15 protein-coding genes and 1 pseudogene are annotated in these 15,469 nt (G+C 66.3%); 2 read left to right on the top strand and 14 right to left on the bottom strand.

Features of this window, described 5'->3' with window-relative positions:
• Window positions 1-3: 3 nt before the first annotated feature.
• The 4 genes and pseudogenes from K2U94_RS00405 to K2U94_RS00390 all read right to left on the bottom strand — a co-directional run bounded on the left by K2U94_RS00405 (window position 4) and on the right by K2U94_RS00390 (window position 1,643).
• Window positions 4-255: a helix-turn-helix transcriptional regulator gene (locus K2U94_RS00405; protein ID WP_243065325.1), complete on the bottom strand. Its 252-nt coding sequence runs from the start codon at window positions 253-255 to the stop codon at window positions 4-6.
• A gap of 212 nt (window positions 256-467) precedes the next feature.
• The gene (locus tag K2U94_RS00400) at window positions 468-1,148 is read right to left on the bottom strand and encodes a DUF2285 domain-containing protein (RefSeq protein WP_243065324.1); all 681 of its coding nucleotides are present in this window, start codon (window positions 1,146-1,148) and stop codon (window positions 468-470) included.
• Window positions 1,111-1,254: pseudogene (locus K2U94_RS00395) on the bottom strand (transcriptional regulator domain-containing protein); the annotation flags it as partial. The pseudogene K2U94_RS00395 and the gene K2U94_RS00400, both read right to left, overlap by 38 nt.
• Before the next feature lie 125 nt (window positions 1,255-1,379).
• Window positions 1,380-1,643, bottom strand: coding sequence for a DNA -binding domain-containing protein (locus K2U94_RS00390; protein WP_188582764.1), 264 nt, complete (start codon window positions 1,641-1,643; stop codon window positions 1,380-1,382).
• 230 nt (window positions 1,644-1,873) lie between these two features.
• On the opposite strand from K2U94_RS00390, the gene K2U94_RS00385 reads away from it, so the two are divergent.
• Complete coding sequence (locus K2U94_RS00385) at window positions 1,874-2,125, top strand: helix-turn-helix domain-containing protein (protein ID WP_188582857.1); 252 nt, start codon at window positions 1,874-1,876, stop codon at window positions 2,123-2,125.
• A 110-nt stretch (window positions 2,126-2,235) separates the two neighbouring features.
• Here K2U94_RS00385 and K2U94_RS00380 read toward each other — a convergent pair whose 3' ends face one another.
• The 3 genes from K2U94_RS00380 to K2U94_RS00370 form a co-directional block, all read right to left on the bottom strand.
• The gene (locus K2U94_RS00380) at window positions 2,236-2,562 is read right to left on the bottom strand and encodes a DUF736 domain-containing protein (protein ID WP_243065323.1); all 327 of its coding nucleotides are present in this window, start codon (window positions 2,560-2,562) and stop codon (window positions 2,236-2,238) included.
• Between the two features lie 595 nt (window positions 2,563-3,157).
• Complete coding sequence (locus K2U94_RS00375) at window positions 3,158-3,598, bottom strand: hypothetical protein (protein WP_243065322.1); 441 nt, start codon at window positions 3,596-3,598, stop codon at window positions 3,158-3,160.
• Between the two features lie 148 nt (window positions 3,599-3,746).
• The gene (locus K2U94_RS00370; protein ID WP_235704412.1) at window positions 3,747-3,914 is read right to left on the bottom strand and encodes a hypothetical protein; all 168 of its coding nucleotides are present in this window, start codon (window positions 3,912-3,914) and stop codon (window positions 3,747-3,749) included.
• Between the two features lie 296 nt (window positions 3,915-4,210).
• On the opposite strand from K2U94_RS00370, the gene K2U94_RS00365 reads away from it, so the two are divergent.
• The gene (locus K2U94_RS00365) at window positions 4,211-4,441 is read left to right on the top strand and encodes a hypothetical protein (protein WP_243065321.1); all 231 of its coding nucleotides are present in this window, start codon (window positions 4,211-4,213) and stop codon (window positions 4,439-4,441) included.
• Between the two features lie 74 nt (window positions 4,442-4,515).
• Here the strand turns inward: K2U94_RS00365 and K2U94_RS00360 are convergent, their stop codons facing one another.
• The 7 genes from K2U94_RS00360 to K2U94_RS00330 all read right to left on the bottom strand — a co-directional run bounded on the left by K2U94_RS00360 (window position 4,516) and on the right by K2U94_RS00330 (window position 15,339).
• A complete protein-coding gene (locus tag K2U94_RS00360) occupies window positions 4,516-5,445 on the bottom strand; it encodes a DUF2493 domain-containing protein (RefSeq protein WP_243065320.1) in 930 nt (309 codons plus the stop codon).
• Between the two features lie 325 nt (window positions 5,446-5,770).
• Window positions 5,771-6,826 (bottom strand): DUF7146 domain-containing protein, encoded by a 1,056-nt coding sequence (locus K2U94_RS00355; RefSeq protein ID WP_243065319.1) that lies wholly within the window; start codon window positions 6,824-6,826, stop codon window positions 5,771-5,773.
• Window positions 6,826-11,157: a strawberry notch family protein gene (locus K2U94_RS00350; RefSeq protein WP_243065318.1), complete on the bottom strand. Its 4,332-nt coding sequence runs from the start codon at window positions 11,155-11,157 to the stop codon at window positions 6,826-6,828. Before K2U94_RS00350 ends, K2U94_RS00355 begins: the two co-directional genes overlap by 1 nt.
• A gap of 168 nt (window positions 11,158-11,325) precedes the next feature.
• Entirely contained in the window at window positions 11,326-11,547 is a 222-nt protein-coding gene (locus K2U94_RS00345; protein WP_243065317.1) for a hypothetical protein, read from the bottom strand.
• Entirely contained in the window at window positions 11,544-11,960 is a 417-nt protein-coding gene (locus K2U94_RS00340) for a hypothetical protein (protein WP_243065316.1), read from the bottom strand. The genes K2U94_RS00345 and K2U94_RS00340 overlap by 4 nt, the downstream gene beginning before the upstream one ends.
• A 104-nt stretch (window positions 11,961-12,064) precedes the next feature.
• The gene (locus K2U94_RS00335) at window positions 12,065-14,209 is read right to left on the bottom strand and encodes a ParB/RepB/Spo0J family partition protein (RefSeq protein ID WP_243065315.1); all 2,145 of its coding nucleotides are present in this window, start codon (window positions 14,207-14,209) and stop codon (window positions 12,065-12,067) included.
• Window positions 14,210-14,373: 164 nt separating this feature from the next.
• Window positions 14,374-15,339, bottom strand: a complete 966-nt coding sequence (locus K2U94_RS00330; protein WP_243065314.1) for an ArdC family protein — start codon at window positions 15,337-15,339, stop codon at window positions 14,374-14,376.
• Window positions 15,340-15,469 lie beyond the last annotated feature (130 nt).

Genomic DNA, 15,469 nt, shown 5'->3' with positions numbered 1-15,469 from the left:
GCCTCAGCGATGCGCGTGGCCGGCGGCGCGGGCCTCGGCGTAGCGGGGGTCCGAGGTCGAACGGCAGGCGGCTTGGTCGGCCCAGGCTTCGAGATCGCCCACCGCGTACACCACGCGACCGCCGAGCTTGCGAAAGGTCGGGCCGCTGCCGTGACAGCGATACTTTTCCAGGGTGCGCGGCGAGATGCCGAGGAGGCGCGCCGCCTCATGGGTTCGGACGTAGCGAGTGGCGAGCTGCGCGGACCTGTCGAGCATGGGAAGCCTCCGTCTTGCCTCGAAGCGCCGCGGCCAAGTCGCGGCATGTCGGGGTCACGGTGGCGGAGGGATCAGGCGTTGGGGGTGGACGAAGATTTTCGGAAAGGTGTGTCCCCCTTCGCGCGACCATGAGCGGACGATGGTCCAATTCGTCACTGGAAGCAGGGATGAATGGAGGAACGGTGCGCGCTGAAAGCCGACTATGGGACTGATCAGCCGCCGCGCAGAAATTTGAGATAGCCGCGTTCGACGAGCGCGATCGAGTCGTGGATCAGACGATTGGCCGAGCGTCGCGCGTGGGAGTCTTTCCACTCGACAGATGGAAGTTGGGCCTGGTCCGAATGCAGGATGATCTCCGCGACGTCGCGAGGACCCCCGCCCATGTCGTGAACGTCGAAGGCGTGAAGAAGCTGGACGAGACGGCGCTTCCGCTGCGCGGTCAGTCGCAACGCCCGTGGGAGAAGGCCGATGGTTTGGCCGCCTACCTTGCGGATGAAACGCGACGCGACATCGAGTCGGAGATCGACCGATGCGGCGCCGAGCGGCAGGAGAATCATGGGGCGTCGAACGGCCAGATCGCTGTTGAGCCGGATGTGAAGCTCGCCGGACCCATCGACGATTACGACCTCACGACCCTCATCATCGGTCCGGTCAGCGACGATCGAGCCGAGCTGGGATGGGTCAAGGGCCACAGGCGCGAATCCGCTCGGCGCTGCATCGAGCAGCAGCGTGCCGGGAGACAGTTCCGGCAGCCAGGTAGTGGGTTCGTCGCCGACCGGGTTGCTCGGGTCGTGAGCGAAACCGCAACCCCCATCGTCGGGCGAAATCCGCGCGAGCGGGCTCCGCATCGACGTGATCGCGCGCGATCTGGCGCTCAATTTGGGCGTAGTCACGCCGGTATTCGGCGTTGCGGCGCAGGAATTCGACGGCGAAGCCGGGGCGTTCGAGGCGATTCAAGTGATCGATCGTCTCCGGCGAGCGCCAATACTGTGTGGGCATGGCGTTTCCTCTCGTCTTGCTCCCCTATTCGGGGAGCTTCAAACCATCCGGAAACGCGGGCTTTGCGCTAGACCCTATGATTGCATCGCGCGCGACGACAACCCGTACAACGGATGTGCGGCGGCTTACTGCGCTCGTGGCTGAAGCAGGTGCCGATAGCCGGTTTCGGTCATCCAGCGGGCGCGGGCCAGGTGGCTTTCATGGACGATTTTGGCACGGCAGGGCTCTTGCGCCGGATCGAGGCCGAAGAGCACCAGCACGACCTCTCGCCAGTCGGCTCCTTCTTCCTCGGCCATCAGCAACCGTAGGTATATCGCCAGATGTTGCTCATCATAGGCGTTCACGCGGTCGGTAAGCGGCGGCCGGTCACAGAAGGGCGCCTCTGTCATTGCGATCTTTCCCCCGTCGAGATCAAAGCAATGGAGTAGGGATTCATTTACCGCAAATTTTGACAGACTTCGCGCCTGATTAAGCCGGTGTCGTGATGCTTATGGCGCATCACGTTGCTCAAATTGACGGTGCAGAGGCACTTGAGACCAGGGATGGATAGCATAACCCGCGGACGAATCGGAATGATCGTTCCTGGAACGATGGTTCCGGCGTCGGCTCCATCATCGCCATGGATCTCAAGGAGGTCATGGCGATCAATCTGCGTCGGTTGCGTCATGCGAAAGGGATGACGCAAGAGGAGTTGGCCGAGCGGGCCGGGTTGAGCGCCCGGTATATCGGGGCGATCGAGCGCGCCGACGTGTCGGCGAGCGTCACCGTCCTGGGCCAGGTGGCCGAAGCGCTTGATGTGGAGGCTACCGAGCTGGTGCGAGCTCCTCATCGCAATGGCGACTCGGCGATTTCAGCCGAGCCTCAACAATAGCGCCTTCGCGCCGTGCGCCGCTCGGTTCGACCTGGGCCAACGGCGGCCCAAGGACTCTCGAAAAAGTCGATGCCCCGCCCGGACCGGCCGGACGGGGCATTGTAGGGAGGTCAGTCGCTCCGGCGGCCGTTGGGGCGGGACCAGATCAGGCTGTAGCCCTCGCCGTCCTCGTCATCGAACAGGTTGGCGAAGATCGGGGCGGTGAAGCTCGGATCGTCGAGCTTGAGGCCCAGATAGTCGCGGCCTTCGTTGGAGCGCTTGGCCCAGGCGGCGCCGATCTCGACCCGGCCAACATAGACGCGGTGGCTGGGGCTGTTGTCGCCGGAGCGGGTGGCTTCGGGGACGATCCGGACGTTCTTGGCCTGGACCGAGAGGGTGACGATTTCGCCGGTGAATTCGTTCGAGCCGGACTTCTTGAAGGTGCCGATGGTCGCCATGGTAGTTCTCCTTAATCTCTGTTTCCGAGCCCGCACCATTGCGGCCTCGATGGTGATCGACGGGCCGGAGGAGATCGACGGCGCACCCCGAAGGGGCTCGACAGCAAAGGAGGAACTTTCTTGTTTCGCGAGGAATGGCGGCGCAGCCGGCAGGGGAAGAAAGTTGTGACGCCGCTGTTGCGCCTTAGGCGGTCGAGGCTTTAGCCGGCCTTCGGCCAGATCAGTCCATCGAAGAGGCCGTTCGGTGCGCTCGGCCCGACAGAGCTGACATCAAGGGGAACGTGGCGATTTTCGAGTCGCCGCAAAGTCAGGCCGGTGAAGGCGACGGCGATCCGAGCCCTGTCCCGGCCACCAACGGATCTCCCGCTTCGAAGATCAGGCTCCGGCTGCACGCTCCATTTCACGCGCATCGTTGGCCGGGTCGCCCGGGCGTCGCCATCTGGTCCTTGCCGCTGTGACGACCGCCAAGACTCCGGCCATGCTGTGGTGGCGGGCTGAACTTCACCGCCGAAGCCCCTCTCTGGGCAGCTTCGATGACGGAGACTGCGGGCATCCCGGATGCCTGATCTGGTCCCGCCCCGCCAACGCGACGGTGTCAGCCCCGCACCAAGCCCTGTCCGGCCGGTCCGGGCGCGGCCATTCCGGTGAAGCGGACGAACGCTGTGACGCTGACGGCGATCGCGCCGATGACGGCGAAGATCGTCTGCCACGTAGGCGAAGGCATCGCCATCTGGGCGATTCCATGCGTGGCGCTGTAACCGGCGACGGCGGCGGGCGCGACGTAAAGGAGGATGATCAGGAGCCGAAGCCACGTCCACGGCACAAAGGCGAGCGCGAGCTGGCCAAGGCCAAAGGTTATGCCGCCGGCCACGACACCCACCGCTATGCCGCCGAGCACGCCGGCTCCCGTGTGGAAGGCCCAGATGCCGATCGTCAGACCGGCGAAGAAGGGCAGCGCGAAGACAGCGAGGTTGAACAGCAGCCAGCAGAAGAAGCCGATGCCGACAATGACGAGCAGTGGTCCGAAGATGATCATGGCGGTGCGCTCCGTGAGATAAAGGTCTGACGGTCGCGCCTTCCACCACCACCACGGCGCGACCACGAATATAGCCGCAAATAGGCGCCGGCGGGAGCAGAAATCCCGCTGGCGCTCTGAGGTTCAGCTTTTGTGGTGGTTCGCCCCTTCATGGTTGGAAGGGGTCGAATTCGTGGATGACGGCAGCGGGATCGCCGTCATATTCGGCGGCCAGCATGACGCCGTAGTTGCCAGTGTCAGCATGGAAGACGACGACGCAGACCATGAGGGTGGTGGCGAGGTTCCAGCCGTTGGCGAATGCGAGGGCTTGAGACATTGATCCGGCTCCTGTGCTGAGGCGGGGCCATCCCCGCGCGACAGGCGCCCGATGTGTCCGGCCGAGGGCGGCAATCACCGCGAAGGCGAAGACAGAGCGGCGGCACGCTCCAGCGTAAGCCGACCCCTTGCGGGTTGATGGCGTCAGGCCCGCGGACGGACCAAGGATCAGCGCTGATAGACGCAGGGATGGCGACCGCCGGCAGGAGCCGCGTCTGAAAGCCCGCGCCAGCGGGTGGAACCTCGTCACCCTCACGGTGCGCAGGCCGATCAGCTAAGGTGTGCTCTCGAGACGAAGTGACGGTCGAGGTGCGCGGCATGGCGGAGTTCACGGGGCGCGACCTGCACCTGGTGAAGAAGGCGCTCGCCATTGCGGTTTTGGCGATCGAGCGGCAGCCAGGGCCTTTTCAATCGGCGTCCGATCAGAGCGACATGAAGGCGCTCCTCGACGGCCTGATCGAGAACGATGCGGAGTTGGCGCACTATGCTCGTGCGGCCCGGATCGCGGTCACGGGTGAACCGGATTGAAAGGCGGTTTTGCGGAAGGCCGATAATCCGTCTCGGTGGATCCACGTCACTGCGCAGGAAGGGCAAGGCGGCGCTCACGCGCCGCCGAACTTCCAGACCGGGATACCGAGCTTCTTGGCCTTGTCTGCAAGGTTGTCTTGGATGCCGGTGCCGGGGAAGTGCATCACCCCGATCGGCAACACCTCCAACATCGCGTCATTGCGCTTGAACGGCGCGGCCTTGGCGTGTTTCGTCCAGTCAGGTTTGAAGGCTATCTGCGGGACTTTGCGGTTGTCGGCCCATTTGGCGGCGATCAGCTCGGCGCCCTTGGGCGAGCCGCCGTGCAGCAACACCATGTCCGGGTGCTTGGCGTGGACCTGATCGAGCTTGCCCCAGACCAGCCGGTGATCGTTGAAGTCGAGCCCGCCGGTCAGAGCCACCTTCGGCCCCGCGGGCAGAAGCACTTGGTTGTCGGCGCGCCTCTTCGCCGCCAGGAAGTCGCGGCTGTCGATCATCGCCGCGGTGAGGTTGCGATGGTTGACCTTCGACCCGTTGCGGGGGCGCCAGACCGAATGGGTGTGGTGCTCGAATTGGTCGGCGGCTTGGTCGCGCATCAGCTCGAAGGCATTGCGGCGTTCGATCAGCGTCTGCCCTTCCGCCGTCAGGCGCTCCAGCTCGACGGACTTGACCTCACTGCCATCCTGTTCCCGTTGCGAGCGCTGCTGCGCCAGCTCGTTGTCGTCGAGTTCGCGCTCGATCCGGTCAACGGCCCGGTGGAAGACGTTCACCGTCGACCAGAGCAGATCCTCGAGGTCGGGTTCGAGGCGGGTGTCTAACAGCGCCACCACGAGGGCGTCGAAGATGTCGGCGATGCTGCCGGCGAGGATCTGTGCTTCGGGAAGCGGCCTGGGATCGGGTTCGTCGTGGAAGGGACGGTAGCCATAGAGCTGGAGTTCGTGGAGGACCTGGTCGGTCGGGGATGAGCTGTGGTGCGGCTCGAAATCGTCGTCGTGGTCGGTGGTCATCGCGGCTTTCCTCGTCGGATCGACCGCGCCCATCGCGGCCTTCATGGCGACGAAGGCGGCGGGCGGAGCGGACCTGCACCCGCAGCGTGAGCTGCGGGCCGGAGCCTCGGCGGAGGACCGAAGGGGGCCGACTATTTTGTCTCGCGATGTAAAGGCGGCTTTGCCGCCGACGGAAAATAGTCGGCCTACAAGGTTGCCGGTCCGGGCCGTTTGCCGCCCGATCGCCCTCTCGGAAGGCCGTAGGCGTGGTCCTCTCCGACGCTGACGGAAAGCATGACCGCCGACCCTATGGCGACGACGCTGCCGCGCTCCATCCCCGTTCCGGCTATGCCGCTAGATCCATGAAGCGGGCGACATCCTGCACGGCGATCTGCATGCGGCTTGCCGCCCGAAGCGTGTCGATCCCGAGCAAGCGGAGATCCTCGTTGAAGTCGCCGAGCCGCGGCGAGATCACGATCGCCTCGATCCCGGCCGCCTGCGCGCGTTCGATCAACGTCGCCATCGCGCCGTCACCGGCAGGATCGTCGTCGCGGGCGATGTAAAGCCGGCGCAATGTGTCCGGGAACAGGATGGCCGAGAGATGCGCCGCCGAGAGGGCTGCGACCATTGGCATGGCGGGTAGCACGCACCTGAGCGACAGCATCGTCTCGATGCCCTCGCCGGCCGCCATAACCTCGCCCGCCACGCCAAATCGAACGGCGTGACCAAGCAAGTCGCCGATCGCCCGCCTCGGGGTGTCGATCGGCGCCTTGCCGAGCGTCGCCTCGGAGAAGCCGCCCGGATCGAGCCAGGTGCGATGCGCCCCGGTTAGATAGCCCGCGAGATCGGTGACGGAGGCGATCATCGCCGGCCAGGTCTCGGTGGGGCTATGGTCGTCAGGCCGATAGTAGCAGCGCGGGTGGAAGCGCAGGCTTCCGGTTCCGTGCAAAGCCGTAATGCCGCGATTGCGGAGATACGTTTCTACGAGAGTACGAGACATCGGCAGCGACATGGCGAACAGTCGACGTGCCGCTTCCGGCGATCCGGTCTGAGAACTGGGCTTGTGCGCGCGCGGACGATCCGGCTCCGGTTCGAGATGCGGCAGGCTGAGAAACGAACGCGCCTCATCGGCGACGTCCTTGAAGTCGACCAGGCCGCAGCTTTCGCGGATGACGTCGAGCAGGTCGCCATGTTCGCCGGTGGCGGCGTCGGTCCATTTGCCGGCCGGCCCTTTCACTGATTCCTTGAGCCTCACGAACATCGAACGGCCCGGCGTATTGCGGACATCACCCACCAGCCAGTAGCGGCCCTCCCGGCGTCCAGCGGATAGGTAGTGGCGGCACACCGCCTCGGCGTCGCGCGCGAGGCGGTGTGCCAGTTCGGAGGCGTCGTGGCGGGCCATCACGCGGCTTCCCGCTCGCCGATGCGCTCGACCGGATAGTGGTCGAGCACCTTCGTCAACACGCCAGCGCCGGTCGCATCCGTCGGCACGAACATGCGCAGCTTCCAGGAGATGATCTCGCTGAAGAGGCCGTAGGCGCGCAGGCGAGCGCGCATGGTGTCGGCGAAGCCTGACAGCTCAATGCGGTGAGCGCCCATGACGCGCACCCGATGGAGCTGCAAGCCGTCGGCGAGGTCGAGGACGGTGCGTCCCTCGATCAGCGCCGCGAAGGCCGCATCCGGCGTCATGGTGATCGCCCCGGTCAGCGAGGCGTTCGCTGCCCAGGCCGGCGAGACCCTGCGGCCGATGATGCGTTCGCCTGCGTCGGTCTGTAGCCGATAGACGCGGGTCGACTCGTTCGGCAGGCGCTTCCAGATCGGCAACAGCAAGCCGGCGACGATGTGGATCGTGCTGTCGGCAAACTCGGGGACCTCCGACACTTCGCGAGTCCATGCCGCCGCGAACGCCTCGCGGTCGGCCGCCTGCCAATGGCTCTCGTCCATCATCTTGAGCGAGGCGTGATGGTGTTCCATCGGCCGGATCAGCCGAACGCGGCGTTCGATCTCGCCATCGTCCAGCATCAGGCTCGGCGCCGGGACTTGCACGGCGGCCCGGCCCGAGCGCTCGTTGATCAGCAGGATGGCGCGGGGATCGGCGAGGTGATCGAGCGCGTCGTCCAGCGTCACCGGATGATTGCGCCGGCGCTCGGTGATCGTGAGCAGCCGGGTTTCCGCGCCCGTCGCGGGATGGGTGTAGATCGCGCGGCGATCGGTGACGACGAAGCTCTCGGCCCGCAGCGTCTCCAGGCCGACGTCATAGACGCCGCTGGCGATGGCGCCCTCGATCTTGGCGTTCAACAACTGCTCGAACGCCGTGAACAGCACGCCCTGAAGGTCGATGGTGAGCGCCAGCAGGCGGTTGAGAAAGGTCGTGATCGGCGGCAGCTCGTCCTTGATGCCGCCTGTGTCCATGAGCTTGAGGCCGGTGGCGTCCTCGAACATCTGGAGCGAGCAGTCTTCGATCTTGCCGCGCACAAGCAGCAGATAGAGCTGGCGCAGCGCGTCGCGGGCATAGTGGGATTCCAGATTGTCCTCGGGCCTGAACAATCCCTGTCCGCCGGTCTGGCGCTGACCGCGGGTGATGGCGCCCAGCGTGTCCAAGCGACGGGCGATGGTCGAGAGGAAGCGCTTCTCGGCCTTCACGTCGGTGGCGATCGGTCGGAAAAGCGGCGGCTGCGCCTGGTTGGTGCGGTTCGTCCGCCCGAGGCCCTGGATCGCGGCGTCGGCCTTCCAGCCGGGTTCGAGCAGATAGTGGACGCGCAGGCGGCGGTTCCGCGCCGACAGCTCGGCGTGGTAACTCCGGCCCGTCCCGCCCGCCTCCGAGAAGACGAGTATGCGCTTCAGGTCGTCCATGAAGGCGGCGGTCTCGGCGAGATTGGCGGAGGCGGCGCGGTTCTCGACGACGAGGCGGTCGCCCTTGCGCACCACGCGGCGCGAGCGTCCGGTCACTTCGGCCACGAGGTCCGTGCCGAAGCGCTGGACGATCTGGTCGAGCGCGCCGGGCACTGGCGGCAGCGAAGCAAGCCGCTCGATCAGCTCGTTACGACGGGCGACGGCCTCGCGGCTCTCGACCGGCTGGCCGTCGCGGAATACGGGCCGGGAGGAAAGATTGCCCTCACTGTCGGTGAACGGCTCGTAGAGCTGCACCGGGAAGGAGTGGGCCAGGTAGTCGAGAACGTACTCGCGCGGCGTGATATCGACGCGAACGTCGCTCCATTCCTCGGTCGAGATCTCGGCGAGCCTGCGTTCCATCAGCGCCTCGCCGGTCGAGACGATCTGGATGACGGCGGCGTTGCCGTCCGCCAGATCCTGATCGATCGAACGGATCAGCGTCGGCGTCTTCATCGAAGTCAGCAGGTGGCCGAAGAAGCGCTGCTTGGCGCTCTCGAAAGCCGAGCGGGCCGCCGACTTCGCCTGCCGGTTCAACGTGCCGGTCTCGCCGGTGATGTTGGCGGCCTGCATCGCGGCGTCGAGATGGTTGTGGATGATGGCGAACGCGCCGGCATAGGCGTCGTAGATGCGGCGCTGCTCATCGGTGAGCGAGTGCTCGACCAGCTCGTATTCGACGCCGTCATAGGAGAGCGAGCGGGCCGTGTAGAGACCGAGCGAACGCAGATCGCGGGCGAGCACTTCCATGGCGGCGACACCGCCATCCTCGATCGCCTCCACGAACTCCGCGCGGGTGGCGAAGGGGAAATCCTCGCCGCCCCAGAGGCCGAGCCGCTGGGCATAGGCGAGATTGTGGACGGTGGTCGCGCCGGTGGCCGAGACATAGACCACGCGCGCGTCCGGCAGCGCGTGCTGCAAGCGCAAGCCCGCGCGGCCCTGCTGGGAGGGCGCGACATCGCCGCGTTCGCCCTTGCCGCCACCGGCGTTCTGCATGGCATGGCTCTCGTCGAAAATGATCACTCCGTCGAAGTCGGAGCCTAACCATTCAACGATCTGGCGGACGCGCGAAAGCTTCTCGCCGCGGTCGTCGTACCGCAGCGTAGCGTAGGTTAAAAATAGGATGCCTTCGGCGAGCCGGATCGGCTTGCCTTGGGGGAAGCGCGAGAGTGGCGTGATGAGCAGGCGCTCCATGCCGAGCGCCGACCAGTCGCGTTGCGCGTCCTCGAGCAGCTTGTCGGACTTGGAGATCCAGACCGCCTTGCGGCGCCCCTTCAGCCAGTTGTCCAGGATGATGCCGGCCGACTGGCGGCCTTTCCCGGCGCCGGTGCCGTCACCCAGCATGAAGCCCCGGCGAAAGCGGACGGCGTTCGGCGCATCGTCGCGCGCGGCGGTGACGAGATCGAAGGTCTCGTCCACCGTCCAGGCGCCTGCGAGATAGTCGCCATGCGCTTCACCAGCATAGATCACGGTCTCGAGCTGGGCGTCAGACAGGACGGCCTCGCTGACGAGACTGATTGGGAGGCGCGGCCGGTAGCTCGGCTTCGGCGGTGCGACCGAGGACATCGCGGCGGATTGCACCAGCTTGGTGGGATGGGCCTGGGCTCCGGGAATCCGGATCGATTGGAGCCGGTATTCCTCATAGATCGCGTCGCTGAGACGCGCGCCCTCTGGCGGCGTCCAGTCGATTGTCTCATAGGCGAGATCGACCGCCTCGGGGTCGGCGACAGACGGCTTGGCCGGTTGCGCCGCAGCAACACGGGCGAGATAGCTGCGCACCGTCCGCGACGCGGCGGCTGACACGGGGATGGCGAGGCTTGGCGCGGGCGTCAGACGCGCCGGAATTTGCTCGGCGATCCAGCTCAGCAACGTGGCGACGTCGGGGGCCATGCCCCGTGACGCCGGCAAGGCGGACGGGTCGTCAGCCGGCGCCTTGTCGAGGACGATCAGCCGCGTGTCGATGCTCGTGCCGTGCTTGGCATAGACCGCCCCATCGATCGCGGCGGTGAAGACGATGCGGCCGCGCTCCTGCAAGCGGATGAAGGTGTCGCGCCAAACCGGAGCGTCGGGAGAAAAATTCGCGCCGGTGATCGCCACCAACCGCCCGCCATCGGCGAGACGCGCGAGCGCCGAAGCGATGTGGCGATAGGCGGTGTCGGCCATACGGCCAGTCACATTGGCCATCGCCGAGAACGGCGGGTTCATCAGCACGACGCTCGGGACGACGGCCGGATCGAGGTGATCGTCGATCTGGGCGGCGTCGAAGCGCGTGACGGCGACCGCCGGAAAGAGGGAGGAAAGGAGATCGGCTCGGGTCTCGGCCAGCTCGTTCAACACGAGCGCCCCGCCGACGATCTCGGCCAAGATGGCGAGGAGCCCGGTGCCGGCCGACGGCTCAAGAACGCGATCTGCGGGGCCAATGGCAGCCGCGGTCAGCGCTGCCAGGCCGAGCGGAGTCGGGGTCGAGAACTGCTGGAAAGTCTCGCTTTCGGTGGAGCGGCGGGTGTGGGTGGGAAGAAGGCCGGAGATCTTGGCCAGGGCGGAAAGGCGCAAAACCGGAGAGTCGGCTTTGCGGAACAGCACCTTTCCGTATTTGCGCAGGAAGAGGACGGTCGCCGCCTCGCAGGAGTCATAGGCCGTCTTCCAGTCCCAGGCGCCCGAGGCGTCGGATGCGCCGAAGGCCGCTTCCATGGCGGCGCGCAGGATCGTGGCGTCGACGCGCTGGCCACGTTCGAGATGCGGGAGAAGCTGCTCTGCAGCAGCGATGGTGGCGAGCGCAGCGTCGGAAGCGCAGGCGGACGAGATCACCGCGGCCTGGTCGGCCGCGATCGGGGACAGGTCGTTCATGAAGGGAGCCTCGGGAGAGCGGGAACGGGTGAGCCGGCCAGCGCTCTCTCTCGGACCGCACCGGCTCAAACCCGTCCCGGCCGACCTCTTCCTCTCAGCGTCGCGGCCGTGGCCGACATGAGAAAAGGCGCCCCGCTGGAAGGCGGGGCGCCGGAATCAAGGCAATCATCAGTATCCGAACTGCCAGGACGGCCAAGCCTGGCCGTCGTCCGCGACGGCGACTGCCTCGGCCAGATAACTGGTGTCGCCTTCGACGACGGTGGGTTCGGCAACCGGCGTTTCGTCGATGACGGCGACGCGGCACACCTGGCCGTCTTCGACTTCGACATGGACGGGGACGAGGTACTGAAAGACGATGCGTCGCGGTCGGGAGGCAGGGTTCTCGGTCATGACGCGCCTCCGTCTGTTTGCGGATCTGGCACGCCAGCGATGATCGCCTCGGCCTTGGCGATGGCGCCATCCAGGCGGTGACGCCAGAACGCCCCGTCGGCCGGCTCGCTGTCGGGTGGATGGGCCAAGACCTTGAGCAAGCCGAGCAAAACCTCGAAATGCGCGGCCTTGCGCTGAATCTGTTCGCCGATCCGGGAGGGAACGTCCAGCGCGCGGCCGCTGTAGGCGGCGTCGCGTCCTTCCCAGACCCCGGTGACGTAGGTGTCGCCCGAGGTCTCGACATCCGACTTCTCATCGTCCCAGCCTTCGTCGGTGATGGCGAGATCGCAGGCCTGGTCGAGCGTCTCGGCTTCGTAGGTCCGTTGCCGATAGACCGGCAGACGGTAGGTGGTCTCGATGGTGAAGAGGGGCATGCTGGCCTCCTGAATCCGCAAAGCCCGGTGCATGACCGGGCTGTTGGTTCGGTTGAACCGAGAGAGGAGCGGGACGGCCGGAGCCGCCCCGCGTGGTGATGACGTTACTCTGCCGCGATCATGTGCGGCTCGTCCGTTTCGTCGGCGGAGGCTTCCTCGTCGTCACCGGCGAGGAATTCCGGCAGGGTTTCACCGTCGGCACCGCCCTGTGCGGGTTCGCCGGCCGCCGCCTCCTGCGTGTCCGCCATCCTGAGCGGCTCAGGCAACCAGCCCGTCTCGGCCAGGAGCCGTTCGGCCTCTTTGGCCATGTCGCCCTTCTTCAGATGGTCGATGAGCTGGGCAGCCCGCTCGCCAGCTCCTTCGCGCACCGCCTCCAGGATGCGGCGCTTCGGCACGCGGCCTAGATAGTTCTCGACCGTTGGCCGCCAGCCGGCGTCGACCATGTCGAGATCGACGGCCCTGGCGATGCGGTCGGCGTCGGCGATGCGTTGCTCGACGGAGTGGGACGAGACACCCGCGCCGTAGCGGTCGCCTTTCTCGTAGAGCGCGTTGACGCCGAACGACGCGCAGTGCGCGAAGAGCGCGGCCTGCTCGTCGCCAGTGAGGCTGGTTAGCCAGTCCCAGAGGTCGGCCTTGTCCTTCGGCATGCGCTCCTCCCACGCCTTACGGCGCGCATCGATCGCCTTGGCCGCGGGCGTGCCCTTCAGTCCCTGGGCCTGCGCTGGGAAGCTGGTGCTTCGCACCGACACTTCCATCGCCGTGCCGTGGGCGAAGTAGCGGGAGAAGACATCGAGGCAGAACTTGTGCAGCACCGCCTGGAACGCTACCGACGGCGTGTTGGCGAGCTTGTCCTGCAGCGCCAGCGTCCGTTCGGCTGTGAGCTCGGTCACCAGACGGTCCGGAAGCGGCTTCACCGCATCGTCGTCCTCGTCCTCGGGCTCGGAGACCTGACCGCCGATCGTGATGACGGCGCGCTGAAGAACCGGCGCCGCAGGTTCCGCTCCGTCCGGGGACGCAACGAAGGGTTCGCCCTCGACGCCCTGCTCCGGCTCGACCACGGGCGCCTCATCCTCGGGACGGACGTAGCCACGATCGACGGACAACGCGCCTTCGGCATCGACGCTGACGAAGACGCCGGCACGGGCGATGTCGGCGGGGTCGAAAGTGACGGGACGATCGTCGAAGGCAGCGAGCGCCGTTTCGATTTCTCCGAGCCGCTCGTCCACCTCGTCGGGCAACTCGTCTGCTCCGTCATACTCGGCTTCGAGCTTGGCGTATTCGGCGTTGAGCGCGTCGATCGTCGCCTGCTCCTCAGGCGAAAGGTCGGCAGCCACTCCCTCCAACGCACGGAGCCCGCGCGTGTGGCCATAGGGAAAGTCGACCGCGACCTCGATCCACTTCCAGCCCTCGGCCGCGATCTTCTCGGCCTCGGTCTTCAGCTTCTCAGCGAAGAGGCGATCGAGCAGCGCCACGTCCTCGAGCCAGCCACCATCGTCGGACTGGAACAGGTCGCGCAGCGTCACGCCGCCGGCCGCCTCGTAGGCATCGAGACCGACGAATATCGCCCGGCGGTCCGAGGCACGCACCGTCTTCTCCGTCAGCATGCGGCGGATCTGATAGGGCTCCTTCTGCCAGGATCCGGAGATCGCCTGCCACACCTGCTCCTGGCGCGCATGGTCGGACGTGACCGTGAACGCCATCAACTGCTCCAGCGACATGCCGTCCTCGGCGTAGAGATCGAGCAGGGTCGGCGAGACGGACGCCAGGCGTAGTCGCTGCTTCACGACGTTCACGCCGACGAAGAATGCCGCGGCGATGTCCTCTTCGGAGCGTCCCTTCTCGCGCAGGGCCTGGAAGGCGCGGAACTGGTCGAGCGGATGCAGCGGCGCACGCTGGACGTTCTCGGCCAGCGAATCGTCCTCGCCGAGGATGTCGGTGCCAGGATCGCGGACCACGCACGGAACCGGCGCGGTCTTCGCCAGCCGCTTCTGCTTCACCAGCAGTTCGAGCGCCCGGTAACGGCGGCCGCCGGCCGGAATCTCGAACATGCCGGTCTCGGCGCCCTCGGCGTCGAGGACCGGCCGGACGTTGAGGCTCTGAAGCAGCGTACGCCGGGCGATGTCCTCGGCCAGCTCCTCGATCGAGACGCCGGCCTTCACGCGCCGGACGTTGGACTGGCTCAGCACCAGCTTGTTGAAAGGAATGTCGCGCGAGGACGACAGGGTGATCTTGTGAACGGCAGTCGCCATGGGATGATACTCCGCGACGGGCGGCCGGGGACTCTCCCTCGACCTCCAAACCCGTCACGAAGACCGGCGCAGCCCTCTTCCTCTATTCCGGCCGTAAAGCCGTAAAGCCGGAAAGCAGGAGAAGCGGGACTGCGCCTGCACGGTTTCACCGAAGCGGCGCGGTGTCACGCCGCCGCCGTCATGTCTTCGACGTCGTCATGGGAGGTTGCAGCCACGAGCTCGTCGCTCGCGGGTAGGAAGCCGAGCAGGAAGTCCGCTGACTTGCTCGCCTGAGACGCGGCGCGGACAATGGCGCGGTTGTCTTCACGCAGAACCTCGGCCCAGGAGCCGATGTAGTCGACGTGCCGCACGGTCGGGACGATGCCGAGGGCCGCGCAGCAGAACGCCGCCGAGATTTCGGCGACCAACTCCTCGAAGGCGTACTTCTTCGAACCGAAGGAGCCTGAAAGGTCGCGGTTCAGGCGATGCGACGCTCCACTGGCGTGTGAGCATTCGTGAAGGGCGGTTCGATGCCAATTGATCGGCTCGAAGAAGGCTTGGGGCGGCGGCACCTGCACGAAGTCCTGCGCGGGTACGTAGAAGGCGCGATCGCCTCCGATGCGAAAGTCGATGCCGCTCGCCTTAATAAGCGCCGCTACCTTGGGCTCGATCAGGCCCGGCTCGGGCGGTGGAGCGGCGACCGCGACATCGTCGGGAAGCCCCTCGCATTGCGAAGCGTTGAAGACCGTGAAGCGCTTTAGGAACGGAATGGCCTGCGCATCCTCGCCGGTCTCGCCGGCGCGTTGCTTCTCGTCGTCGGGGATGAAGCGGTCGGCATAAACGACAGTGGTGCCGTGTTCGCCGCGCCGCACATGGCCGCCGAGGGCCAGCGCCTGGCGGAAAGTCAGCCAGCTCTGGCAGGGATAACCATGCTGGACGACAGTGCCCCAGAGAATGAGCACGTTGATGCCGGAATAGCCGCGCCCCGTGGCGGCGTTCTTCGGCATCGCAAGCGGCGCCTTCGCCGCGGCCGTACCCCAGGGCTGGACCCAGGGCAGCCGCCCAGCGTCCAACTCGCTGATGATCTTTGTGGTGATCTCGTCATACAGGCTGGCGCGGCCAGAGCCGGTCTCGTGGCGGTGCTTGAACATCGCGGGTCTCCGCGACGGGTGCCAGGAGCCTCTCTCCCAGCCCTCAACCCGTCACGGAAAACCCGGTCCGCACTCTCACTCTCCGGCTATGCCGGCGCCAGGGATGGAAGCCCTAAGGGGGAAGACCCGG

This window comes from Candidatus Rhodoblastus alkanivorans, assembly GCF_022760755.1.
In the GTDB taxonomy this organism is placed as follows: domain Bacteria; phylum Pseudomonadota; class Alphaproteobacteria; order Rhizobiales; family Beijerinckiaceae; genus Rhodoblastus; species Rhodoblastus alkanivorans.
The sequence above is the reverse complement of the archived record's forward strand: the minus strand, read 5'-3'. Positions and strand labels throughout refer to the sequence as shown.